Source organism: Gluconobacter kanchanaburiensis NBRC 103587 (genome assembly GCF_007988905.1).
In the GTDB taxonomy this organism is placed as follows: domain Bacteria; phylum Pseudomonadota; class Alphaproteobacteria; order Acetobacterales; family Acetobacteraceae; genus Gluconobacter; species Gluconobacter kanchanaburiensis.
In genome coordinates this window covers 39704-61305 of sequence record NZ_BJVA01000009.1, presented here as the reverse complement: position 1 = coordinate 61305, position 21602 = coordinate 39704, and the positions used below count along the sequence as shown (strand labels likewise).

The window sequence follows — 21602 nt, the reverse complement described above, 5'->3', positions numbered from 1 at the left end:
TGTTTGTCTGGGGGTTGCGGCGGAACGGGGATTGAGGCCATTTACCCGTTCAGTTTTCGGCAGAGTGATCTGCCGGTCCCACTCGCACAGGAGCGATCTCCATGCCCGCCATCACACTCCCCGACGGAAGCGTCCGCACATTCGACGGGACGGTGACGGGCACGACGATCGCTGCCTCCATCGGACCGGGCCTCGCCAAGGCCGCCATGGCGATGGAAGTGGACGGCAAGCCCGTCGATATCAGCACCGAAATCAGCAACGATGCGTCCGTGAAGTTCGTCACCCGCAAGGATGAGGACGCGCTGGAAATGATTCGCCACGACGCGGCGCATGTTCTGGCCGAGGCCGTGCAGTCCCTCTGGCCTGAAACTCAGGTCACGATCGGGCCGAGCATCAAGGACGGGTTCTACTACGACTTCTCCCGCGAGAAGCCGTTCACGCCTGAAGACTTCCCGGCCATCGAAGAGAAGATGCGCGAGATCGTCGCGGCCAACACGCCGTTCGTCCGCGAGGTCTGGGACCGTGACGAGGCCATCCGCTTCTTTGAAGAGAAGGGCGAAGACTTCAAGGCGGAACTGATCCGGGACCTGCCGGAGGACGAGCAGATCTCGATCTACCGTCAGGGCGAATGGCTCGACCTGTGCCGCGGTCCGCATCTGCGCACGACCGGCGATGTCGGCACGGCATTCAAGCTGATGCGCGTGGCCGGAGCTTACTGGCGTGGTGACCATCGCAACCCCATGCTGACCCGCATCTACGGCACCGCCTGGCGCGACAAGAAGGAGCTGGACGCCCATCTCCTGCGTCTTGAGGAAGCCGAGAAGCGCGACCATCGCCGCATCGGCCGCGAGATGGACCTCTTCCACATTCAGGAAGAAGCCGTCGGGCAGATCTTCTGGCACCGCAAGGGCTGGCGTCTCTACACGGTCCTTCAGGACTACATGCGTCGCGCGCAGGAGCGGAACAACTACGAGGAAGTCCGCACCCCGCAGCTCGTGGACCGCGCGCTCTGGGAGGCTTCGGGCCACTGGGACAAGTATCGCGAGAACATGTTCATCGCGACCGTCGAGGACGAAGACAAGACCCTCGCACTCAAGCCCATGAACTGCCCGTGCCACGTGCAGATCTTCCGCCACGGCCTGCGCTCCTATCGTGAGCTGCCGCTGCGGATGGCGGAATTCGGCGCGTGTCACCGTTACGAGCCGTCAGGCGCGCTGCACGGCATCATGCGTGTTCGCGGCTTTACGCAGGACGATGCCCATATCTTCTGCACGGACGACCAGATCGCAGATGAAACCGCGAAGTTCGTGAAGATGCTGGCGGAAGTTTACACGGATCTCGGATTCGAGAGCTTCCGCGTGAAGTTCTCGGATCGTCCGGAAACGCGGGCGGGCTCGGACGAGGTCTGGGATCGGGCGGAAGGCTCGCTCAAGAAAGCCTGCGAAATCGCGGGAGTTGAATACGAGTACAATCCGGGCGAAGGGGCATTCTACGGTCCGAAGCTCGAATTCGTGCTGACGGATGCCATCGGTCGTGACTGGCAGTGCGGCACGCTTCAGGTGGATTACGTTCTGCCGGAGCGTCTGGACGCCTCTTACATCGGCGAAGACAGCAACCGTCATCGTCCGGTCATGCTGCACCGCGCGATTCTCGGCAGTTTCGAACGTTTCATCGGCATCCTGATCGAACAGTATGCGGGCAAGTTCCCGCTCTGGCTGGCGCCGACGCAGGTTGTCGTGGCGTCCATCGTCTCCGACGCTGGCGATTACGCCAACGAAGTGGCTGCGACGCTAAAAGCCGCGGGACTCCAGGTCGAGACCGACACCCGCAGCGACAAGATCAACGCCAAAATCCGCGAACACAGCCTGGCGCGCGTTCCGGTCATTCTGGTCGTCGGTCGTCGCGAAGCCGAAGAACGCAAGGTCGCCATGCGACGTCTGGGCGGCGCGACGCAGGAAATTCTGTCGCTAGACGAGGCCGTTGCAGCTCTTGCGAAAGAGGCTCAGGCCCCCGACATCGCACGCGCGTCAAAGGATTAAACGTAATCCCCTTGCACCGCGCGCAAGGCAGGACTATGTGCAGAAGGAACGGGATCGGGACTGGCCGTGTCCCGCCTTTCTTCGTGAAGGCGGATGCTGGTGACTGGACCCGAACGAAACTGATGACAGGAGCTGACCATAGCTAGACCGCCGATGCAGGCCGCGCCCACCCGTGAAGGACCGCGCGTCAACGAGGAAATCCGTGTTCCGCAGGTTCGTCTGATTGACGAAGAAGGCGAAATGCAGGGCATCATGACGACCCGGGATGCCATGATGCGCGCTTTTTCGGTGGGTCTCGATCTTCTGGAAATCAGCCCGACCGCTGTTCCTCCTGTCGTGAAGATTCTCGACTACGGCAAGTTCAAGTATGAGCAGCAGAAGAAGAAGAACGAAGCCCGCAAGAAGCAGAAGGTCGTTGAGATCAAGGAAGTAAAGGTCCGTCCGGGTACGGGCGAGCATGACTTCCAGACGAAGCTCAAGGCCATTCACAGCTTTCTTGATGAAGGCGACAAGGTCAAGATTTCCCTACGCTTCAAGGGCCGCGAAATGGCCCATCAGGAGCTCGGCATCAAGATGCTTGAGCGTATCCGGCTGGAAGTCGAGGAAAAGGCGAAGGTGGAGCAGATGCCCCGCCTTGAAAACCGCCAGATGCTGATGGTGATCGCTCCCCGCTAAGGGACGCCTTCATCCTGCGAATAAAAAGGCCGTTCCGTACTGGAACGGTTTTTTTATGTTCTGCTCTTCAGGCGGCTTCCGCTTCAAGATTGGCACGATAGAGAGTTACGAACTGCCGCAGCATGTCTGCAACTTCGGCAACAGGACTCTCCCAATCTCCCGAACGGGACTGACGGAAAATCCGCATGCTTGGATACCAGGGCGTCGTCGCCCCGCTATCACCCCAGCGCCAGCAGGCGTCATGACGGGACAGCATCCACACCGGCAGCCCAAGACCACCCGCAAGATGGACCATGGATGTATCGACACTGACCAGAAGGTCCACGCCGTACAGCCGGGCCGCCGTATCAGCGAAATCCGTAATACCATTCGTCCCATCCAGAATTGGCAGTCCAGTCACGGCGATCTGCTGCTGGGGCGTTCCCAGCTGGAAACTCACGAACCGGATCCCTTCGACGGCCATCAGCGGCGCAAGCGTCTCCAGACGGACACTCCGGCGCCGGTCAACCTGTGACGCCGCCGGATCATGGGGGCGGGGATCGCCACTCCAGACCAGTCCGACAATAAGCTCGGGCCGGAAGGAGTCTTGCACAGCGATCTCACGCAAGGCTCCTCCCTGACGCTCCTGCTCTTCCACAGGGACGGACAGATAAGGACATCCAGGCGCGTTCGCTGGCGTCACACTCAGCCGAAGCGGCAACCCGACCATAGGGCAATGGAAGTCGAGATCAAGAGACGGATCGAAGACCGAAATAATCCTGTCGATCCCCTGCACGCTGTGCAGGAGCCTGACCAGAGGCACGGGAACCTGAACCACAACCGTGGCACCAAGCGCTTTGAGCAGCAGCACATAACGGATGAACTGGAGCGTATCGCCGTAACCCTGTTCATGGTGGATCAGAATGCTTTTTCCCGTCAGATCCTCCCCGTCCCACTGCGGCATGGTCAGATCGGTACGAGGTGTCTGGCAGGCCCGCCAGCGCCATTCATATTCACGCCACCCATCCTCGAAGCGTCCCAGTTTGAGCAGGCTGACGGCCCGACCAAAACGGCAGGTCCCGTTCTCGGGATCGAGCGAGATGGCGCGGTCGTAATAGGGAAGCGATTCCGCGCTACGTCCAAGGCCCTGAAGGGCATGTGCAATATTGTTGACGGCAGCAACCTGATCGGGACACATTTTATCCCCGGTTATGGCAGTCGCAAGAGAGTCCTCGAATGCTCCCTTTCTAGCCAGGACCATGCTCAGATCAACGTAAAAAGGTGCCTCGTCTGGCTTCTGCTGGATCGCGATCCGTAATGCCTGTTCAGAAAGATCCAGATCTCCCGTCTCAAGGCATGCAATCCCCAACCGATGCCAGATTCTCGGCGCTGTTGCGTTCTGACGAAGACTCTCAAGGTAATAGAGACGGGCCTGCATCGGATTTCCGCAGCGTTCATAAAGGCATCCCGCCAGAAAAGCTGAATGCGGATCCTGCGGCAGGCTCTGGACCGCTTCATGCAGCGTTTCGAGGGCGCCGGGAAGATTGCCAGCATCCCCCAGAGCAATGACATCCTGCGCCAGCAGACGGAAAGAGTTGGGCATGGAGACTCCTTTTTTTCCGTCGTAACGGACGCCTCCTAAAAAACTCTTAAAATGGTCCACTTTCCCAACCACAGGGACTTATTCAGTGCCCGCCCATCCAGACCAGACCTTGCAGGATTGGCCGCAAACGCCGTCGCCCCATCATGGATCTGCCCGTCTTCCTCAGCGTGAAAATGGGCCAACAGCACCACTCAGTCCGGCAGGATGCCCGATGTGCTGCCCAAGGGTTGGTTCAGGGGGCAGCTCCGTACCGGATCGAGATCGACGAACCGGATGGCGCCACGCCGGTCCAGACGCCGCATCATGGCGATTTCACGCCAGAAAAGCGGACATCTACCCTCGAACCAGACGGTTACCATCTCCGATGGCTATCTCCCTGCACCCTGTACAGCGAGCCGTTCCTCACGGAGCAAGTTCCGCCTGCACGGAGACCGTAACCCGGATGGTCTGCTCGTCCGGGCTGCGCTGGGGCGGCGCGGAATCGGCCATCCGGGCAGCCATGAGCATCACAGGCCTAGGACCGGGCTCCTGCGAAGACACGCGAACTTCCTTGAGACGCACAAGATGCAGTCCCAGTGTCCGCGCGCTCTCTTCCGCCTGTTGACGAACCTGTTTCAGGGCCTGCGTCCGGGCTTCCTGCACGAGCCTGTCCCGTGTGGCATCGTCGAGCGACCAGTCCAGACCTTCGAGCATCAGCGAGGCTGACTGAAGTCGCCCGGCAAGATCGAGGAGCCGAACCGAATCCTGACCGCTGAGTTCGAGATCCTGCCGCGCCGTCCAGCTTTTGGGGGCATGTTCGGGCGTATTTTCATAGATGGAATATCCCCCCGCCTTCGCCACGATCCCCTCATGGCCGCTGATCAGCTTCATCGCAGCCGTCATGCGCATGTTCACGTCCTTCTGGGCGGCAGAAGCGGACGGACTTTCGGCCCTCACCGTAAGGCGGGCGGTCAGTTCCGTGGGAGCGGCCTGCGCCTTGCCGCTGACACTGAAATCGAGTTGGGTCATATTCTGCGACATATCGGCGGCCTGAACAGGGGATGAAAGGACAACAGACGAAAAGGCCATCACAGCCGCAAGAAAAGCGACGGGACTGCCGGAAAACGGACGGATCATCGAAGCTCCTGAAAACAGGTTCGTGGTGAGGCCCGAAATACCGTCAGCGCGGTTCCGGGGCGTGTTTCAGCAGGACCAACGCACGGCGCAGACGTTCGATCCCTGCCCGCACATGTCCCTGTGTGCAGAGAACGCTTCCTTTCGCCCTGAGATGGCGGGCATCCTCCATGACACCAAGGGGGATGATGACAGCCGGCGCCGCAAGCTCCACATCCACGCTTTTGCGAAGACGGTCGCAGTATTCGGCATTTTCGGATGTTACCGGAATGGCATCATCCGTATGGCCGGACGGCGGATGGGACGCGGGACGCAATGAGGGCGACGCAGCCAGACAGCCAAGCAGACAGAACGCCGGAAGAAGCGTCGGCAGGGGAAGGGACACACGCATTACCATCTTTGTATCCCAGTCCGGCTAAGCAGAGTGTGGGGCGTGGATGAAACTTCCGTCATCCCTTTTCCGGCAGGGACGGCACCACAGGCAACAGGAGCGTCGCCCTCAATCCCGGTTGCCCACCCTTCAGTTCGAGCGTGCCGCCATGCAGGCTCATGACCGCCTGGACCAGCGAAAGCCCCAACCCCGCACCCGGCGTATTCCGCGCAGCTTCCGCCCGAAAGAAACGCTCGGAGGCACGCGCCAGATCGTCCTCGCTCATCCCTGGTCCCTGATCGGCAACGGTGATGGCCAGTTTCTCACCCCGCATGGCTGTTGAGAGCGTGATGTCCGTCCCGGACGGGGCGAACTTGATCGCATTATCCAGCAGATTGGCCACGGCCTGTTGCAACAGATGCGGATCACCATTGACGGAACGCGTCACCCCTGCCCTGCACACAAGCCGCAGCCCCGCATCCTCGACGGAAGCCTCGTAGAGTTCGCACAGCCCTTCCAGAAGCGGTCGCAGATCCACGGTCGTAAAAGCGGCCCGTCTGGCCCCGGCCTCAAGCTGCGCAATCCTCAGCAGAGCCTCGAAAATCGACGTAACCCGGTCGAGATCCATCACCGCCCGATCAATGGCGGCATGAAGCTCCTCTGTGGTGGTGGCAGTCCGGCTGGCATCTTCAAGGCGCGCACGCGCACGGGCGATCGGCGTTCTCAGATCATGGGCAATAGCGTTGGAAACCTGTCGCACACCATCCATCAGACGGTTGATCCGCTCGAGCATGGTGTTGACGGTCTGACCTACAAGATCGGTTTCGTTGCCGGTCAGGGGGATGCGCTGGCTCAGATCGCCTTGCGCCACCGCCGCCGTCGTCCGGGCGATCGAGCGGACGACCTGGCGGAAAATGCGCCGGATCGCCAGCGCCCCCCCTGCGGCCAGCAGAGACACCATAATCCATGACCAGATCAGCGTATCGGTCAGAACATGCCGGACAAGCTGCCGTCCGCGCACATCCCGCCCGACGATCATCTGAAAGCCATGCGTCAGCGGGTAGGCACGCATCTTGGCATTGGTGCGAAAGCCGTCCCGACGGATCGCCAGTTCGTAAAACTGATCCATCCGGGTGATGACCACCGGCCAGCCAGGCAGGTTGCCAGCAAATTTGCGCCCGTCAGGCCCGACCAGAAGGTACAACTCGTCATCATCGACGTTCTGGTCGAGTCTGTCCTGAATGGCGAGGCCAAGAGCGGACGGGCCACCCTGCGTCCAGCGATGGGATAGGTCGGCCGCATCGACCTGCACCGCGACCTCGACCTGATGGTCTAGCTGACCGGTCGTGTTCCACCAGATAAAGGACAGGAACGCCCCGGCCGAAATCACGAAGACCAGCCCGTAAGCCAGTGCAAAATTCAGCCCGGCCGAACGGATCGGCCAGCGCAGGCGCCGTTTCAGGAGCAGCCAGAAACAGCGGACCTTACGCAGCAGCATTCCCAATCAGTCCGCCCGCAGGATATAGCCGGCGTTGCGGATCGTATGGATCATGGGCTTGTCGAACGGCTTGTCCACCTTCTGGCGCAGGCGTGAGACATGCACATCGATCACATTGGTCTGCGGGTCGAAGTGGTAGTCCCAGACGCGCTCGAGCAACATGGTGCGGGTCACGACCTGCCCGGCATGGCGGATCAGAAACTCCAGCAGCCGGAACTCACGGGGCTGAAGGTCGATCTTCTCGCCACCACGTTTAACGGTGCGCGACAGCAGATCCATTTCCAGATCACCCACCACAAGACGCGTCTGCGGCGCACTTTCGGGGCGCCCACGACGGCCCAGCGCCTCTACACGCGCCAGAAGTTCGGAAAAGGCGAAGGGCTTGGTCATGTAGTCGTCGCCGCCGGCCTTGAGGCCTGCAACACGCTCATCCACATCCGCCAGCGCTGACAGCAGCAGGACCGGCGTGGCGTTCTTCTGTCCCCGCAGGGTCTCAAGAATCCGCAGACCATCAATACCGCCCGGCAGCATCCGATCCAGGATCACGACGTCATAGTTCTCGCTGACGGCCAGAAACAGGCCGTCCTTACCGTTATCCGCTTCGTCAACAACATGCCCGGCTTCCCGCAGCCCCTTGAGCACAAAAGCACGGACCGTCGGATCATCCTCGACCAGCAGGATACGCATCGTTGTCTCTCTTCCTTCCGAACGCAGTCTTCCCGTTCCCTTAAGAAAAGAATACCGGCTTGAAGGACGCCGTCAAACGCCATTGTTACAGACAGGGGCGGCTAGCGGGGAATTGCGTTGTCAAACGCATCCTGCTGCGCGTCGCGCAGGGATGAGGCGCTGATCGGCCCCCATGAGAACGGGGAGGCCTCGGATAGCCCGTCGCGATAACCGCTCTGCCCATGCGATGGCGGGACGGCGCTGCATCCGGAGACAGCCGCCAGCAGGAGAATACCGCAAAAACGGATTGTCCCGCAGAAAGATTCAGTCATCCGCATCGCGGGGACGTGGGCCGATATGGATCGGCAGGGTCAAGGACTGTGTGCCTCGCTGAATCCGGAAATTCAGAACCATGCCCGGACGCGCTGCCGCTATACTCCGCAGGAGCATCCGCGCGCTGGTGACAGGGACATTGTCCACCTGCGTCACAATATCACCACGCCGCAAACCGCCCTTCTGAGCCGGGGCACCATTATCGACACCGGCAATACCAATCGCCGTGTCGCCATCGTCCAGCGTAATGCCGAGCCAGCCATGTTCGGCATGGCCCGTTGCCTCGATTTCCGCGACGATCGGGGCAACGATTTCGGACGGAATCCCGAACCCGATTCCCACAGACCCACCCGCAGGCGTCACGATGGCAGCATTCACGGCCACGACCTGCCCACGCATGTTGAAGGCCGGGCCACCCGAATTGCCGGGATTGATCGGAGCATCAAGCTGGATGAAGTCGTCAAGCGACCCAATCCCCAGATCCCGCCCGACCGCCGAGACAATCCCCGCCGTGACGGACGATCCGAATCCGAACGGATTGCCCGCGACGAGAATCCAGTCCCCGATATCGGTCTGCTGGCTGTCGCCCCAGGTGACATGCGGAAGCGGCTCGGGACTATCGACCTTGATGACGGCAATATCCGTCAGCGGATCGGCCCCCAGCAGACGCGCCGGCATTTCATGCCCGTTGGACAGCGAGACCACGACCTTGTCCGCCCCGCCCACGACATGGCGGTTGGTCACGATGATCCCGGACGGATCGACAATAAACCCCGATCCTGCCCCGACCATTTCGTCCTGCTGGCGTTTCATCCGGTCCCGGTAGCGCTTTTCCAGCGGAGTACCGCGGATCTGTGGCGGGGTGTGATCGTGTCCGTCCGGGCTGTTCTGGGTAATGGCGATGTTGACGACGGCCGGGATCACCTGACGCACCAGAGGAGCGAAACTTAAGGGGCCATATTTAACCAGAAGCGGCGGCAGGGCGGGCGCCGGAGCCGGGACCACGGCGGGTTGGGTCGGGATGCCATGCGCGTCTGTGTTTTCCCCCGCGACCGTACGGTCAGGGATGACGGTCGGGAGCATTTTTAGTGCAGGAGCCTGCACGACTGCGGACTTCTGCGACTGTTCCACGGGATGTGCAACGCTCTGCGGGCTGTTACCATGACCGCGCAGGGCCAGCATCAGCCCCACTGTCACCACAGTGGCCGTTCCGGCACCGATCGCAGCAGCCTGCAGGGTGCGGTTCATGGGAAACAGGACAGGAACATCGTCATACCAAATCTGCTAACACAGAATTGTTCCACATCCTAAGATCCTGACGATTCAACGCCCCTGCTGAGATTTCGAACGCGGTTTCGGCGGCTCTGCCGTTGCGGGGTCCTCGGGCCAGTCATGGCGGGGATAGCGGCCTCGCATGTCCCGGCGCATATCGGCCCAACTTCCTTTCCAGAAGCCTTCCAGATCCGCTGTGATCGCCTGCGGACGTCCGGCAGGGGACAGCAGCGCGCATTGCAGGGCAAGCTGTCCATCCGCAAGCTCTGGCGTCCGGGCTGTCCCGTAAAAGGCCTGCGCGCGGGCGGAAACTGTAGGAACCGCGCCGGTATAGTCGATATCGTGCGTGCTGGCCTTCAGCGTCAGACGCGGCGGGAGCTTGCGGTCCAGCGCGGCGAGATCGGCATAGTCCAGCCGCGCACGCAGGATGGACAACAGGTCCAGCGCCCGGACCTGCGCGAGCCGGTCACATCCCGCAAGATACGGCTCCAGCCACTCCAGAGATGCCGCCAGACCGTCATCGGACAGGTCCGGCAGATGTGGCGCGTAGGTCGCGCGGGCATGGGCCACGCGGGCCTGAAACTGACGCCCGGCCTCCGTCCAGGTCAGGGCCTGCGCCGGAGTCGCGGCGATCTGCTGCAAGAGAAGGCTCTGCGCTTCCTCGGAGCTGATCTCGCCGTTGCGGTCGCGCAAGACCAGCGCGCCCAGACGAAGCCTGCGACGGGCGATGATGCGGCCGGATGTGCCGTCCAGCGTCGTCTCGACCTGCTCACGGGTCCGGTCCAGAAGGGTCCTGGGCAGGTTTTCGGCATCCAGCGGGGCTGCGAGCGTGATTTCCGTTGAGGTCCGCGTGTGAAACGCCGCCCCGGCCAGCAGTTTCTCGCGGGCCAGCGGATCATTGGCGGAGACACGGGCACTTCCCCCGCCCGCCAGACGGAAACGCCCAAGCTCGCCCGCCGCCTGTGCCACACGATCCGGAAAACCGGCGGCCAGCAGCGCGCCTGCATGATCCGGCAGCGGCACCAGTGGCACGTCCCGCTCTCCCATCCGGCGCAGGAAGCGTTTGGCGGACTGACGCATATGGAACAGGCTGGCCCGGTCCGCGCGCGGGTCGTCGCGCTCGAACAGGGCGAAGCGTACGCGGATATCGGCTCCTGCCGCAGGGCCGGACGGACGGTAAGGACGTGGACGAAGCGGATCGCGTTCTTCCAGCAACGCCGCCAGACAGGCCGCCGTCACGCGCTCCGGCAGGGTCCGGGCCGCGCACAGCATCGCGGCCAGACGCGGATGCGTGCCGAGGGACGCCATGCGCTTGCCAAGCGCCGTAATGCGGTTGGCATCATCCAGCGCGCCAAGTTCACGCAGCAATTCGCGCCCGCTCGCCAGAACGCCGGAAGGAGGTGTGTCCAGCAGCGGCAGACTGTCCGGAACCGTGCCCATCACTTCCTGCCAGGCGGCGGTGACGAGCGCGAAATCCGTCAGATCGGCCACGAGAATTTCCGGTGCGTCCTGCGGGCGCAGACTGCGCTGCGTCATCTCTGACCACAGGCGGATGGCAATGCCCGGAGACTGCCGCCCCGCACGGCCTGCGCGCTGGGTGGCGGTGGCTCGGGATATTTTCAGCGTTTCCAGCCGCGACAGGCCCGTATTCGGGTCAAGCCGCGGGGCACGACGCAGGCCGCCATCCACGACAATCCGCACACCAGAGACCGTAACGGACGTCTCGGCAATGGACGTCGCCAGCACGACGCGGCGCGTGTCGGAGGGTGCGATGGCGCGGTCCTGATCTTCGGTCGTCTGTTCGCCGTGCAGCGGGAAGACTGGAACCGTGCCATCCAGCAGAGCCTGTGTCCGCCGGATTTCGCCAACGCCGGGCAGGAAGGCTAGAATATCGCCGTCTTCTTCTACCAGCGCCTGACGGATCGCGCGGGCGCAGGCTTCCGGCAGGTCCCGCATGTGGGGAATATCGCGAGTATGGCGGATGTCGATAGGGAACTGGCGGCCTTCGCTCTCGATCAGCGGGGCGTTCATCAGCGTCGTGAACGCCCGGCCATCGGGCGTGGCCGACATGGCCAGAATCCGCAGATCCGGCCTCATTTCGCGTTGCATGTCCAGACAAAACGCCAGCGCCGCATCCAGATCGAGCGAGCGTTCATGCACTTCATCGAACAGCACCGCGCCCACACCATCCAGCAGCGGATCGGTCAGCAGGCGACGCAGGAGCAAACCCTCGGTCACGACTTCGATGCGCGTTCTGGCAGACATTGCAGAATCAGTGCGCGTGCGGAACCCCACGATGCCGCCCGGCTTCTCACCCAGCGACGACGCCATGCGCGACGCCGCCCCACGCACCGCCACACGACGCGGCTCCACGAGGATAAGACGCTGTGTCCCCAGCCACGGCGCATCCAGAAGGGCGAGCGGCGTCAGCGTCGTCTTGCCCGCACCCGGAGGCGCGACGAGAACCGCGTTAGGCTGCGTCTGTAACGTCGCCAACAGCTCCGGCAGAATCGCCGTAACAGGGAGTTCGGGAGGAAGAATGAAGGTCAGAACGCAGCCCCCGCACCAGCAACAACCGCCGGCCATTTAAAAGTTTTTGGTGAAGCTTTTTTCAAAAAGCTTCGACACTCCCCGCCTTTTCGAAAAAAGGCGGAACCCAAAAACTTTTCTCTGTTTCTTCTTACTGCAACGGAAAACCGAGTTTGTGCAGCACCGTGCGCATGACGTGCCGGCCGCTCAGGCCCTTGAAGCTATCGACACGACTGGCCACCGTTTCCGACCAGGCGCGCGACAACAGACCTTGTTCCTTCTGATAGTCATCCGCAACCCGGTCATAAGCCGCAATGCCTTCAGCCTCGGTCTCCGTGCTGTAGCGCTCGCGATGCAGGACCACGTCCTGACCCAGACGCGGTTTATGGCCGTTCTGGGCAGCGGGATCGGGGTGGCCGACGCAAAGCCCCACGACCGCCACCGAACGCGGCGGCAGGGAGAGGAGGCGCGCCACCTCTTCGGGATGGTTTCGCAGGCCGCCGATATAGACCGTGCCCAACCCAAGGGACTCGAAGGCGGTTACGGCGTTCTGGGCTGCAATGCCGGTATCAAGCGTCGCCATGAGGAAGATTTCTTCATAGTCGAGCGCCTCGTGCCCCGTCCCTGCCCGTTCTGCGATCCGCTCCAGCCGGGACAGATCCACGATCCACGCGAGGAACAGAGGCGCGACTTCGATATGCTTCTGGCCGCCGCACAATTCGGCCAGCTTGGCACGCGTCTCCCGGTTCTCGACAGCCACGACGGACCAGACCTGAAGATTACTGGAGGTCGCAGCCGAAGACGCAGCTGCAATTCCGGCTTCCAGCGTCCCTGCAGGCAGGGCATCCGGCAGGTAGGCCCGAACCGAATGGTGCGACAGCAGCAGGTCGAGCACCTCATTGTCCGGCAGGGTTTCCGGCGCCGACGTGCGGTACCGTGTCTGCCACAGTGCGGAAATCCGTTCGGAAGAGGTGCCCGACATGGAGTGTATCCTTATTCGTCGTACGTCATCAGAGCGTTCAGCGGAACGTCCAGTTTGTCACGGCCCTTCAGATCCGCAAGCTCGATCAACACGGATGCACCCACGACCTCGGCGCCCACCTTGCGCAGCAGGTCGATGGATGCGGCGAGCGTGCCACCCGTCGCCAGCAGATCGTCCAGCACCACAACGCGCTGGCCAGGCTTGATGGCGTCTGCCTGAATATGCAGCTCGTCTTCGCCGTATTCGAGGCCGTATTTCAGGGAAATGGTCTTGCCCGGCAGCTTGCCCGGCTTGCGGAGCATTGTGAAGCCACAACCCAGACGCAGCGCAAGCGGAGCGGCAGTCAGGAAGCCGCGGCTCTCGATTCCTGCCAGCATATCGGGCTGCCACGCGGCGATCGCACGGGCCAGACGCGCAGTGGCGACCTGCCAGGCGTCAGGGGAGCGGATCAGGGTCGAGATGTCATAGAACAGGATGCCCGGCTTCGGAAAATCCGGAATTTCGCGGATGTAACTCTTGAGATCGAGCGGCTGGGGATCCTGAAATGACATGGCGGCACGGCTTTCATCTGGTCATGGCAAACAGCGCGGCATGTAGGGGAGTCTCCCCCCCAACTCAAGCCCGGATCACAACTGTCGCCTGTTCGATGGCTGCGAGAAGTCCGGCCTTGCGAAACGGTTTGGGCAGAACAGCCATGCCCTGAGGCGCCATAGTGCTGTCCTCGTAATCACCCGACATGAGCACGACGGCCATCTGCGGGCGACGCTCGCGCAGCAGATGGGCGATCTCCAGCCCTGTCTGGGCACCGGGCAGGTTAAGGTCCGCGATCAGCAGATCCGGCGCCTCCCCGCCCTCCAGCGCCGAAGCCCCGTCCGGCACATGATGTACCGTCCATCCCTCACGCTTCAGAACCGTTTCAACCACGAGCGCAATGGCCGCGTCATCTTCGACAAGGAGTGCCTTCATGGCAGGATATCCTCAGGAATGGGGAGACGGTTCGGTCACAGGCGGCAGGCGGGGACGCAGCATCGCGAACCCCATGGCCGCAAGAAAGGCGAACGTCAGGAAAAGAGCCATGGGAACCGCCGTACCCGCAGGCATGAGGCCGAACAGCGCGCTCGCCACCGCTCCAAAAAGATACTGCATCGTCCCTGCGAGCGCCGAGGCCGAACCGGCACGGTCGGACTGTTCGGATAGAACGCCCACCATGGAATTCGGACCAATAATGCCTGTCGGCCCCATCGTGATGATGAGAGCGATGATGAGGGGCCACAGGAAAATCCCCCTGATATGACCCTGCGGATCGACGTCATAGATCGAAACCAGAGACAGAACCATGAGGATCGCGCATCCCGCCAGACTGACGCCCAGCGCGCTGAACAGCATCCGGCCCGTGCTGACCCGCCCCACGAGCTGCCCGTTAATGGCGGACGCGCCGATCATGCAGATCGCGAACAGGCCAAACAGCATACCGTAATGAAACGGTGACATGCCGAAGACTTCCTCGAACAGCATGGGGGCCGCTGTCAGATAGGTAAAGGTTACGAAACCCAGGAAGCTCCAGACCAGACCGTTCGTGATGAAGCTGCGGGTCCGGAGGATATAGACGTATCGCTCGATGATGGAGAGCGGACGCAGGTCGCGCCGGTCCTGCGGGGCGAGGGTCTCTGGAAACACCGTCATCAGCAGAAGCGTACAAATTCCGCCATAGAGAGCCGTCACCCAGAAGATAACGCGCCAGTCCACGAATTTCAGCGCAAAACCGCCAAGCATGGGGGCAAGGATCGGTACCGTGCCCTGAATGACGATCAAGCGCGACATCATTTTCGAGGATGCGTCACCTTCCGTCAGATCCCGGATGCACGCATTGGGCACCACAAGCCCGGCGGACGCCATGATGGCGGAGAAAACGCGGCAGATGCACAGGAAGGTCATGCTCGGCGCCATCGCGCAGCCGATCTCGCCGAGCGTATAGCCCAGCATCCCGATCAGAAGCGGCCAGCGACGACCGAACCGGTCGGAGATCGGGCCGATGGTGATCTGACCGATGGCGAGCCCGATCACCCAGGCCGCCATGGTCGCACTGCCCGAACCCGCCGCTGTGTGAAGCTGGCGCTCCATTTCAGGCAGGGCCGGCAGGTAGACATCCGTCGAGACCGGCCCGACAGCCGTGAAGATTCCCAGCAGAACCGGCAGCCATGCGGGCAGAGGATCGCCCCGTCTGAATGTCATGTCCTGATCTGTCATGCGCGTCTGCCTGCTGTGTTCAGAGTTCGGAGTAAAAGTGTCTGTCGGGCGTCTGGTTTTACGGGGACGTTTTCAGGAGGTCTCGGTCCGTCCATGCTGGCGCAGCAGAACGGCTCCGAGCACACCCGACACGACGAAGAGGATTCCCGCAAGCCCCAACTGGAGGACATGCCCGATCCGCGTTCCGGACCCGACCAGAACGAAAATCAGCGTCTGTGGCAGCCCCCCCAGAAAGGTCGCGACCGAGAACGGCAGAAGAGGCAGTTCAAACAGTCCCGCCGCCGTCGAAACCAGCAGGGCGGACCCCACCGGCATCAGTCGCAGCGTCAGGACCGCCCGGAAAGGCTTTGCATGGAGTGTGCGCGCCAGAGCGGCATAATCGGCCTGAAGCCTGTCATGCAGCCGGGCCCGGAACGCCGCCGGAGCCAGCAGCCTCGCCCAGCCATATGCCAGAACCGCCCCGAGCATATAGGCGAGCGAACACAGGACAAGACCGCCCCACAATCCGAAAGCCAGCCCCGCCGCCACGCACAGCGCCTGACGCGGCAGGCCGCACGCACTGTAGGGCACGGCCAGCAGCAGGAACCAGAGGGGAGCGCCCGGCGTCTCGTGCCAGTGCGGGGCATTTTCCAGCAGATGATGAATGAACGGCAGACGCTGGAGGGCGGCCACCAGCACCAGCATCGCGCCGATCGTCAGCGCTGCGCGCCACGGCACGATCTGGCGCAATGTGCGACGCAGATCCGGATCAGGAGGAAGAGACATCGGGCTACCCATCCCTGCCCGATACCAGCCACGGCCCCTCGCGGCTATGGGTCGGACCGTAAACACGCGTTCATGCTGGCGCGCCCAGCGTTGAAGAATGAAAATCCGAAAAAATCATCCGGCCATATTTTCCTCTTGAAGATATATCTTAAGATACTATATCGTTCGATATATCGAATAGGAGAACATCATGTTCAGACGTAAAATGGATTTTTTCAGCACCGACCGTCATGGCCATCATCATCGTGGCGGTTTCTTCGGCAGGGGTCGCCCCGTTGCGGAAGGCGACGACCAGAACGGGGGTCGTAACAGTGAAGGTCGGGGTAGCGAACGACGGGGCGGTCGTCACCGGGGCATGGGCCGCGGCGAAGGCGGCTTCGGAGAGCGGCATGGTGTCCGTGGTGGCGGGATGGGCGGCGGACGCTTTGGCGGGCGCTTCGGCCGAGGCTTTGGTGGCGACATCGGAGGCGAAGGGTTCTCGCGTGGTCGCAAACTGACCGCCGATGAACTTCAGCTCGTCATTCTGGCTCTGCTCGCGGAAGCACCTTCCCATGGCTACGAACTGATCCGACGTCTCGAAGAACGTTCGGGCGGCTTCTACAAGCCCAGCCCCGGCGTGATCTACCCGTCCCTGACCTATCTTGAGGAAACCGGCCTTGCCGCCGTGGCGCAGGAAGGCAACCGCAAGCTCTACAGCCTGACGGACGAGGGGCGTGCCCATCTCGAGGCCCGCAGTGAGGAAGCCACCCGCATCCTCGATATCCTGAGCCGGATCGGCGCCCGCATGGCGGATGTCCGGGAGGCCTTTACCGGCATCAATGACCTCGACCCCTCACTGGGACAGGAGTTTCATGACGCACGTTTTGCCCTGAAAGCGGCCCTGAAGTCCCGGCGAGGCGCCGATGCGGACGAACTGCGGCGCATCGTGGCAATCCTGCGCCGGGCCGCAGCAGAAATCTCCGCCTCCCCCTCAGCCGGGCAGGATCAGAGCTAACACCCAACCCAAAGACGGGCCCCTCCCGTCAGCCGCTGTAATACCGTAAGGGAGGGTCCATGATCGTTCAGGACCACCCCCATTTCTGCAACATGCCCGAGGACATGCGGTATTACCGCCCCGAAAATTTCGGGGAAGGCTTCATCGAAAAGTCGATGGTCTTCCTGCTCCCCGAACGGCTGAAGAAATTCCGGCGCAACCTGTGGCATGTCCGGCGAAATCCTGGCGACGACGCGGTCTACATGCCGCTGTTCCGCGTCAACTGCATCCTGCCGTCGGACCCTGCGCCCGTCGGGCTTCAGGGACCATGCGACGTCTATCCCTTCTATACCCGCACCACGAAGACCCGCAGCCGCGAACTGGACTATTATGTGCTGTTCATTTTCCGAGACCGCATGTCCTGGATGCGATGCAGGACTTTGCTGGAGCGCTCCTGACCTCACGGAGCTGTGGTTTTGCGGCGACGGGGTAGCCGCTCAATGATGGCAGATTATTCCCCAGCACAAGGCGCCCCATCATGACCAAATCCCTCTACGCCACACTCCGGGCCCTTCCCGGAAAGCGCGAAACACTGCGTAGTCTCCTGACGTCTCTCGCCGCAGATGTCCGCGCCGAACCAGGCTGTGAGCGTTTCAGGGTTTATACGCTCGCGTCGGACCCCGACCTGTTCCATGTCGAAGAAACCTATCACGATGACGCAGCCTTCCAGGCCCATATGGCGACGGAGCACGGCAGGATTTTCAACCAGACCATCGTTCCCCTCGTCGAAGGGGGCGCGTCGCAGGTCGTCTTTCTCGATGCCGTGATCTGATCGTCATTTAAGGTACAGACAGAACGGGATTTCCGAACGATAGAAAGCGAGAAGCTCGTTATCGATCGGGTATCCCCGCGCGATGATCCGGCTGGCATCTGGGGAAAAACGCGCTCAGATCAACCCTTTTGCCCGAATCAGCGCGAAGGCGGCCAACGAGACCATACATTTCAGATCACCGTCGCGGATCAGGGCCTCGAACGCCTCCAGCGTCATGTCGTGGCAGGTAATGTCCTCTTCCGTCGACTCAAGCTCCGTCTCACCGCGGGTCAGATTGCGTGCAAGAAAGACATGGCCTTTCTGGTTCGAGTATCCGGCGCCCTGATACATGCTGCCGACATGGATCATCTCGCCGGCGCGAAGTCCGGTTTCCTCCCGCAGCTCACCAAGCGCCAGCTCAATGGGATCGACGTCTTCTTTTGTTTCCCACATCCCCATCGGCAGTTCCCACAGACGCTCGCCTACCGGATACCGGAACTGCCGGATCAGCGTAATCCTGCCATCGGCATGCATCGGCAGAATCACAACGAACTCGCCCCGCTCCACTATCCCGTACAGACCCTGCTTGCCATTGGGGTGAACAATGATGTCCTCACGCAGGGCGGTCCAGGGATTGCTGTACGCAAGACGCGTGGACAACGTCTGGAAGCCCGCATCCCTGCGGGCGTCTTCGAGAGTCTTCCCAAGGCTTCCACGGGGGCTTTTATCGGAGGGCATGGTCGACTCCTGATCTTGTTTCGTTCTACCGAATCGACGAGACTTCCCTCATGGAGCAACGCCGGATCGTGCATATCGACATGGACGCATTTTACGCGTCTGTCGAACAGCGGGATGACCCCGCCCTGCGCGGTCGACCGCTGGCGGTCGGTCGGGGCGAGGCACGGGGGGTGGTCGCGGCGGCGAGCTATGAAGCCCGGCGCTTCGGGGTGCGCTCGGCCATGCCCTCGGTCACGGCGAAACGGCTGTGCCCGGAACTTGTATTCGTTCCGGCCCGATTCGATGTCTATCGCGCGGTCTCGGCCCAGATCCACGACATCTTTTCGCGCTACACCCCCCTGATCCAGCCCCTTTCCCTGGACGAGGCCACTCTCGATCTGACGGACCATCTGGGTGCCTACGGCTCTGCCACGCTGATCGCGGACCGTATCCGCGCGGATATCCACGCTGAAACCGGACTGACCGCCTCCGCAGGCGTGTCCTACAACCGCTTCCTCGCCAAACTGGCATCGGATTGTCGCAAACCGAATGGACTTTTCGTCATCACCCCGGCCATGGGGCCGAATTTCGTCTCCGCCCTGCCTGTTGATGCATTTCACGGTATCGGACCGGCGACGGCCCGGAAAATGCGGGCGCTTGGCATCGAGACCGGTGCAGATCTCCGCAGGCAGGACCTCGCGACCCTGACACGCCATTTCGGCAAGTCAGCAGTCTTCTATCATGGAATATCACGCGGAATTGATCATCGTCCGGTCGTCGTGAACCGGGAACGCAAATCCCTCGGAACGGAGCAGACCTATCTTCAGGACCTGACATCAAGCAGCGACGCGGATCAGGCTCTGATGCAGATTGCTTCCAGACTATGGGGAAATGCCCAGCGCCGACAGCTTCAGGCCCGGACTGTCACCCTCAAAGTCAAATATGCCGATTTCCGCCAGATCACCCGTGCGCGGACTCTTCCGGCTCCCGTCCCCTCTGAACAGGCGCTGCTGGAAACGGGTCAGGGTCTCATGATGCCACTGCTGCCTTTCGTACCGGGCGTACGTCTGCTTGGCCTGACACTTTCGGGGTTTCATGACACCGGAGCCACGCCACATAGCCAGATGGAACTGCTCCTGTAGAAGACCGGACGTAGGGAACGGTTCATCATGGCATTCTTTCGGCCTTCTGGCGCGTTGGAAGAAAAACCGTTTTTGCGGAATATCTCTCACAGTCCGGATTCTGCCCGCTTCATGGCCCAATACCTGCCCCCCACTTCCCGACGCACCACCGCCCTGCTGGCTCCGGTTCTAATGCTGGGAGCCTGCGTGTCCGGTCAGGAAACCAACATGACCCGCGGCCACACGCGTCAGTCGCCCTCGGCCTACACGTCCAGGACCTTTCCCGGCGAGCCAGACTTTTCTTCGGCAACCCACGGCAATCTTGCTGGAGCCTTGCATTACTGCTTGCGAAGCGCCGCCCTGACGAAAGACGAAGCTGTCCACCTCCAGCCCGTGGATCAGGTCGGGACGGACTACAGCGCAGGGCGGCAGGGCATTCTTCAGGTGCTCAATGCACAAACGGGCCAACACGAACAATATGCCCTACCCTCAATGCCTCAGCCGGCACGCAGGGCTGTCTGCACCTCTGTCGCGACCCGTATCCGCCAGTTCCAGCCGGAACAGCGTTTCCCTGTTTCAACCTCGGGATTGTGAAGTCATGACACACTCCCTCGTGACGGCACCGGCCATCTGGCCTATGCCATGCAAGATCTTTTTCATCAGAAACCCAAAGGAGAGACTGATTCCATGACCGCGCAGGAAACGCCGGCGGGCTCACCGACGAAACGTGTTCTTGCCGTCGTCCTGTTCAATCTTCTCGTCTACATCGTGATTGGCCTGCCCAATGCCGTCCTGACGATTTTTGTCCATCAGGGACTTGGTTACAGCACGACCGTGGCAGGCATCACGTTTTCGCTCCAGTATTTCGCGACTTTTGCGGCCCGCCCCTCCGCCGGGCGACTGGTGGACCGAATCGGCCCCAAACCGGTCGTCATCGGCGGACTCGTCACCTGCCTGCTCTCGGGCCTCCTGATCGCCGGATCCGGGCTGCTGGCCGCCACGCCAACGCTGTCTCTCACGGTTCTGCTGTTCAGCCGACTGCTTCTGGGCTGGGCTGAAAGCTGGGCCGCGACCGGTGTGATCGTCTGGAACATCCGCCGGGCAGGAGCAGAAAATACGGCCATCGCCATTTCATGGAACGGCATCTGTTCCTATGGCGGGATCGCGCTTGGAGCGCCGATCGGCGCCAAGCTGTCCATGCTCGCTGCTCCGTACGGTGGCCTGGTTTCAGTTGGAATCCTTTCCGTAGCGCTGCCCCTGTTCGGCCTCGCCCTCATCGGATTCTACCCCGGCGTGAAGCCCATTCGCTCAAGCAGCAAACCCATTTCCTTCGCCCACGCCCTCAGACTGGTTCTGCCGCATGGTTCGGCACTAGCCGCGGGGTCGATCGGATTTGGCGCGATCTCGTCGTTCCTCGCGCTGTATTATTCAGTCCTACACTGGCAGGGCGCCGCAACGGCACTCGCTGTCTTTGGCTTCACCTTCGTCGTTATCCGGTTTTTCTTTGCGCCACAGATCGCCCGACGCGGCGGGGTGTTCGTGGCTATTGTCTCACTTCTGGTCGAAGCGGTCGGACTGGCCATACTCGGCCTGTTCCAGACGCCTTCCGCAGCCCTTGCGGGCGCCGCTCTGACGGGAGCAGGCTTCTCACTGCTCTTCCCCGCACTGGGGGTTCTGGCCGTCAACAGCGCCGGGCCGGAGAACCGGGGGGCTGCTCTGGGCGCATATTCCATCTTCATCGATCTTGCCATTGCGTTCTCGGGGCTGTTTCTTGGACAGGTCATCGAACTCGCTGGCTACAGGACCATGTTCGCCGCCACCGCCCTGTGCTGTCTGGGCGGGGTGATGATCAGCCGCTCGCTGGGCCGCCGCACCGCATGACAGATCCACGCTTCAACTGACACGGACC

22 protein-coding genes are annotated in these 21602 nt (G+C 61.8%); 8 read left to right on the top strand and 14 right to left on the bottom strand.

Annotated features, from left to right (window positions below):
• The first annotated feature begins 101 nt into the window (after positions 1–101).
• The gene (thrS, locus tag GKA01_RS08695; RefSeq protein WP_146861577.1) at positions 102–2039 is read left to right on the top strand and encodes a threonine--tRNA ligase; all 1938 of its coding nucleotides are present in this window, start codon (positions 102–104) and stop codon (positions 2037–2039) included.
• Between the two features lie 153 nt (positions 2040–2192).
• Entirely contained in the window at positions 2193–2714 is a 522-nt protein-coding gene (infC, locus tag GKA01_RS08690) for a translation initiation factor IF-3 (RefSeq protein WP_099285755.1), read from the top strand.
• A gap of 67 nt (positions 2715–2781) precedes the next feature.
• Here infC and GKA01_RS08685 read toward each other — a convergent pair whose 3' ends face one another.
• From GKA01_RS08685 to GKA01_RS08620, 13 genes are all read right to left on the bottom strand, one after another.
• On the bottom strand, positions 2782–4296 hold the full coding sequence (locus GKA01_RS08685; RefSeq protein WP_146861574.1) for a tetratricopeptide repeat protein: 1515 nt from the start codon (positions 4294–4296) through the stop codon (positions 2782–2784).
• 402 nt (positions 4297–4698) lie between these two features.
• Complete coding sequence (locus GKA01_RS08675) at positions 4699–5412, bottom strand: SIMPL domain-containing protein (RefSeq protein ID WP_146861571.1); 714 nt, start codon at positions 5410–5412, stop codon at positions 4699–4701.
• 43 nt (positions 5413–5455) lie between these two features.
• A complete protein-coding gene (locus GKA01_RS08670) occupies positions 5456–5800 on the bottom strand; it encodes a hypothetical protein (protein ID WP_146861568.1) in 345 nt (114 codons plus the stop codon).
• Between the two features lie 58 nt (positions 5801–5858).
• The gene (locus GKA01_RS08665) at positions 5859–7277 is read right to left on the bottom strand and encodes a sensor histidine kinase (protein ID WP_146861565.1); all 1419 of its coding nucleotides are present in this window, start codon (positions 7275–7277) and stop codon (positions 5859–5861) included.
• A gap of 6 nt (positions 7278–7283) precedes the next feature.
• Positions 7284–7964, bottom strand: a complete 681-nt coding sequence (locus GKA01_RS08660; protein ID WP_011252400.1) for a winged helix-turn-helix domain-containing protein — start codon at positions 7962–7964, stop codon at positions 7284–7286.
• Positions 7965–8065: 101 nt separating this feature from the next.
• Positions 8066–8275, bottom strand: coding sequence for a hypothetical protein (locus GKA01_RS08655; protein WP_146861562.1), 210 nt, complete (start codon positions 8273–8275; stop codon positions 8066–8068).
• Positions 8268–9524 (bottom strand): S1C family serine protease, encoded by a 1257-nt coding sequence (locus GKA01_RS08650; protein WP_146861559.1) that lies wholly within the window; start codon positions 9522–9524, stop codon positions 8268–8270. Before GKA01_RS08650 ends, GKA01_RS08655 begins: the two co-directional genes overlap by 8 nt.
• A 75-nt stretch (positions 9525–9599) precedes the next feature.
• Positions 9600–12134 carry an ATP-dependent helicase HrpB gene (gene hrpB, locus GKA01_RS08645; protein WP_146861556.1) on the bottom strand — a complete coding sequence of 845 codons (2535 nt, stop codon included), beginning with the start codon at positions 12132–12134 and terminating at the stop codon, positions 9600–9602.
• Between the two features lie 94 nt (positions 12135–12228).
• On the bottom strand, positions 12229–13059 hold the full coding sequence (locus GKA01_RS08640) for an NADPH-dependent oxidoreductase (RefSeq protein WP_146861553.1): 831 nt from the start codon (positions 13057–13059) through the stop codon (positions 12229–12231).
• An 11-nt stretch (positions 13060–13070) separates the two neighbouring features.
• Complete coding sequence (locus GKA01_RS08635; RefSeq protein ID WP_146861550.1) at positions 13071–13610, bottom strand: adenine phosphoribosyltransferase; 540 nt, start codon at positions 13608–13610, stop codon at positions 13071–13073.
• Positions 13611–13674: 64 nt separating this feature from the next.
• Positions 13675–14025, bottom strand: coding sequence for a response regulator (locus GKA01_RS08630; RefSeq protein WP_146861547.1), 351 nt, complete (start codon positions 14023–14025; stop codon positions 13675–13677).
• 12 nt (positions 14026–14037) lie between these two features.
• Complete coding sequence (locus GKA01_RS08625) at positions 14038–15306, bottom strand: multidrug effflux MFS transporter (RefSeq protein ID WP_146861544.1); 1269 nt, start codon at positions 15304–15306, stop codon at positions 14038–14040.
• A 72-nt stretch (positions 15307–15378) separates the two neighbouring features.
• Positions 15379–16071, bottom strand: a complete 693-nt coding sequence (locus GKA01_RS08620) for a TVP38/TMEM64 family protein (RefSeq protein ID WP_228119934.1) — start codon at positions 16069–16071, stop codon at positions 15379–15381.
• A gap of 190 nt (positions 16072–16261) precedes the next feature.
• On the opposite strand from GKA01_RS08620, the gene GKA01_RS08615 reads away from it, so the two are divergent.
• The 3 genes from GKA01_RS08615 (at position 16262) to GKA01_RS08605 (ending at position 17876) form a co-directional block, all read left to right on the top strand.
• Positions 16262–17065, top strand: coding sequence for a PadR family transcriptional regulator (locus tag GKA01_RS08615; RefSeq protein ID WP_228119935.1), 804 nt, complete (start codon positions 16262–16264; stop codon positions 17063–17065).
• Positions 17066–17124: 59 nt separating this feature from the next.
• Positions 17125–17502: a hypothetical protein gene (locus tag GKA01_RS08610; protein ID WP_146861541.1), complete on the top strand. Its 378-nt coding sequence runs from the start codon at positions 17125–17127 to the stop codon at positions 17500–17502.
• A gap of 80 nt (positions 17503–17582) precedes the next feature.
• A complete protein-coding gene (locus GKA01_RS08605; RefSeq protein ID WP_146861538.1) occupies positions 17583–17876 on the top strand; it encodes a putative quinol monooxygenase in 294 nt (97 codons plus the stop codon).
• Between the two features lie 114 nt (positions 17877–17990).
• On the opposite strand, the gene GKA01_RS08600 is transcribed toward GKA01_RS08605, so the two are convergent.
• Entirely contained in the window at positions 17991–18593 is a 603-nt protein-coding gene (locus tag GKA01_RS08600; RefSeq protein ID WP_146861535.1) for an NUDIX domain-containing protein, read from the bottom strand.
• 50 nt (positions 18594–18643) lie between these two features.
• Here GKA01_RS08600 and dinB point away from each other — a divergent pair, with 50 nt between their 5' ends.
• From dinB to GKA01_RS08585, 3 genes are all read left to right on the top strand, one after another.
• Positions 18644–19714, top strand: a complete 1071-nt coding sequence (gene dinB, locus GKA01_RS08595) for a DNA polymerase IV (RefSeq protein ID WP_146861532.1) — start codon at positions 18644–18646, stop codon at positions 19712–19714.
• Between the two features lie 111 nt (positions 19715–19825).
• Positions 19826–20287, top strand: a complete 462-nt coding sequence (locus GKA01_RS08590; protein WP_146861529.1) for a hypothetical protein — start codon at positions 19826–19828, stop codon at positions 20285–20287.
• Positions 20288–20380: 93 nt separating this feature from the next.
• The gene (locus GKA01_RS08585) at positions 20381–21574 is read left to right on the top strand and encodes an MFS transporter (RefSeq protein WP_146861526.1); all 1194 of its coding nucleotides are present in this window, start codon (positions 20381–20383) and stop codon (positions 21572–21574) included.
• Positions 21575–21602: the final 28 nt, after the last annotated feature.

What these genes read in the sequence shown, in the direction of transcription:
- thrS (WP_146861577.1), top strand. Translation starts at nt 102, where the DNA reads ATGCCCGCCATCACACTCCCCGACGGAAGCGTCCGCACATTCGACGGG.
- infC (WP_099285755.1), top strand. Translation starts at nt 2,193, where the DNA reads ATGCAGGCCGCGCCCACCCGTGAAGGACCGCGCGTCAACGAGGAAATC.
- GKA01_RS08685 (WP_146861574.1), bottom strand. Translation starts at nt 4,296, where the DNA reads ATGCCCAACTCTTTCCGTCTGCTGGCGCAGGATGTCATTGCTCTGGGG.
- GKA01_RS08675 (WP_146861571.1), bottom strand. Translation starts at nt 5,412, where the DNA reads ATGATCCGTCCGTTTTCCGGCAGTCCCGTCGCTTTTCTTGCGGCTGTG.
- GKA01_RS08670 (WP_146861568.1), bottom strand. Translation starts at nt 5,800, where the DNA reads ATGCGTGTGTCCCTTCCCCTGCCGACGCTTCTTCCGGCGTTCTGTCTG.
- GKA01_RS08665 (WP_146861565.1), bottom strand. Translation starts at nt 7,277, where the DNA reads ATGCTGCTGCGTAAGGTCCGCTGTTTCTGGCTGCTCCTGAAACGGCGC.
- GKA01_RS08660 (WP_011252400.1), bottom strand. Translation starts at nt 7,964, where the DNA reads ATGCGTATCCTGCTGGTCGAGGATGATCCGACGGTCCGTGCTTTTGTG.
- GKA01_RS08655 (WP_146861562.1), bottom strand. Translation starts at nt 8,275, where the DNA reads ATGACTGAATCTTTCTGCGGGACAATCCGTTTTTGCGGTATTCTCCTG.
- GKA01_RS08650 (WP_146861559.1), bottom strand. Translation starts at nt 9,524, where the DNA reads ATGAACCGCACCCTGCAGGCTGCTGCGATCGGTGCCGGAACGGCCACT.
- hrpB (WP_146861556.1), bottom strand. Translation starts at nt 12,134, where the DNA reads ATGGCCGGCGGTTGTTGCTGGTGCGGGGGCTGCGTTCTGACCTTCATT.
- GKA01_RS08640 (WP_146861553.1), bottom strand. Translation starts at nt 13,059, where the DNA reads ATGTCGGGCACCTCTTCCGAACGGATTTCCGCACTGTGGCAGACACGG.
- GKA01_RS08635 (WP_146861550.1), bottom strand. Translation starts at nt 13,610, where the DNA reads ATGTCATTTCAGGATCCCCAGCCGCTCGATCTCAAGAGTTACATCCGC.
- GKA01_RS08630 (WP_146861547.1), bottom strand. Translation starts at nt 14,025, where the DNA reads ATGAAGGCACTCCTTGTCGAAGATGACGCGGCCATTGCGCTCGTGGTT.
- GKA01_RS08625 (WP_146861544.1), bottom strand. Translation starts at nt 15,306, where the DNA reads ATGACAGATCAGGACATGACATTCAGACGGGGCGATCCTCTGCCCGCA.
- GKA01_RS08620 (WP_228119934.1), bottom strand. Translation starts at nt 16,071, where the DNA reads ATGTCTCTTCCTCCTGATCCGGATCTGCGTCGCACATTGCGCCAGATC.
- GKA01_RS08615 (WP_228119935.1), top strand. Translation starts at nt 16,262, where the DNA reads ATGTTCAGACGTAAAATGGATTTTTTCAGCACCGACCGTCATGGCCAT.
- GKA01_RS08610 (WP_146861541.1), top strand. Translation starts at nt 17,125, where the DNA reads ATGATCGTTCAGGACCACCCCCATTTCTGCAACATGCCCGAGGACATG.
- GKA01_RS08605 (WP_146861538.1), top strand. Translation starts at nt 17,583, where the DNA reads ATGACCAAATCCCTCTACGCCACACTCCGGGCCCTTCCCGGAAAGCGC.
- GKA01_RS08600 (WP_146861535.1), bottom strand. Translation starts at nt 18,593, where the DNA reads ATGCCCTCCGATAAAAGCCCCCGTGGAAGCCTTGGGAAGACTCTCGAA.
- dinB (WP_146861532.1), top strand. Translation starts at nt 18,644, where the DNA reads ATGGAGCAACGCCGGATCGTGCATATCGACATGGACGCATTTTACGCG.
- GKA01_RS08590 (WP_146861529.1), top strand. Translation starts at nt 19,826, where the DNA reads ATGGCCCAATACCTGCCCCCCACTTCCCGACGCACCACCGCCCTGCTG.
- GKA01_RS08585 (WP_146861526.1), top strand. Translation starts at nt 20,381, where the DNA reads ATGACCGCGCAGGAAACGCCGGCGGGCTCACCGACGAAACGTGTTCTT.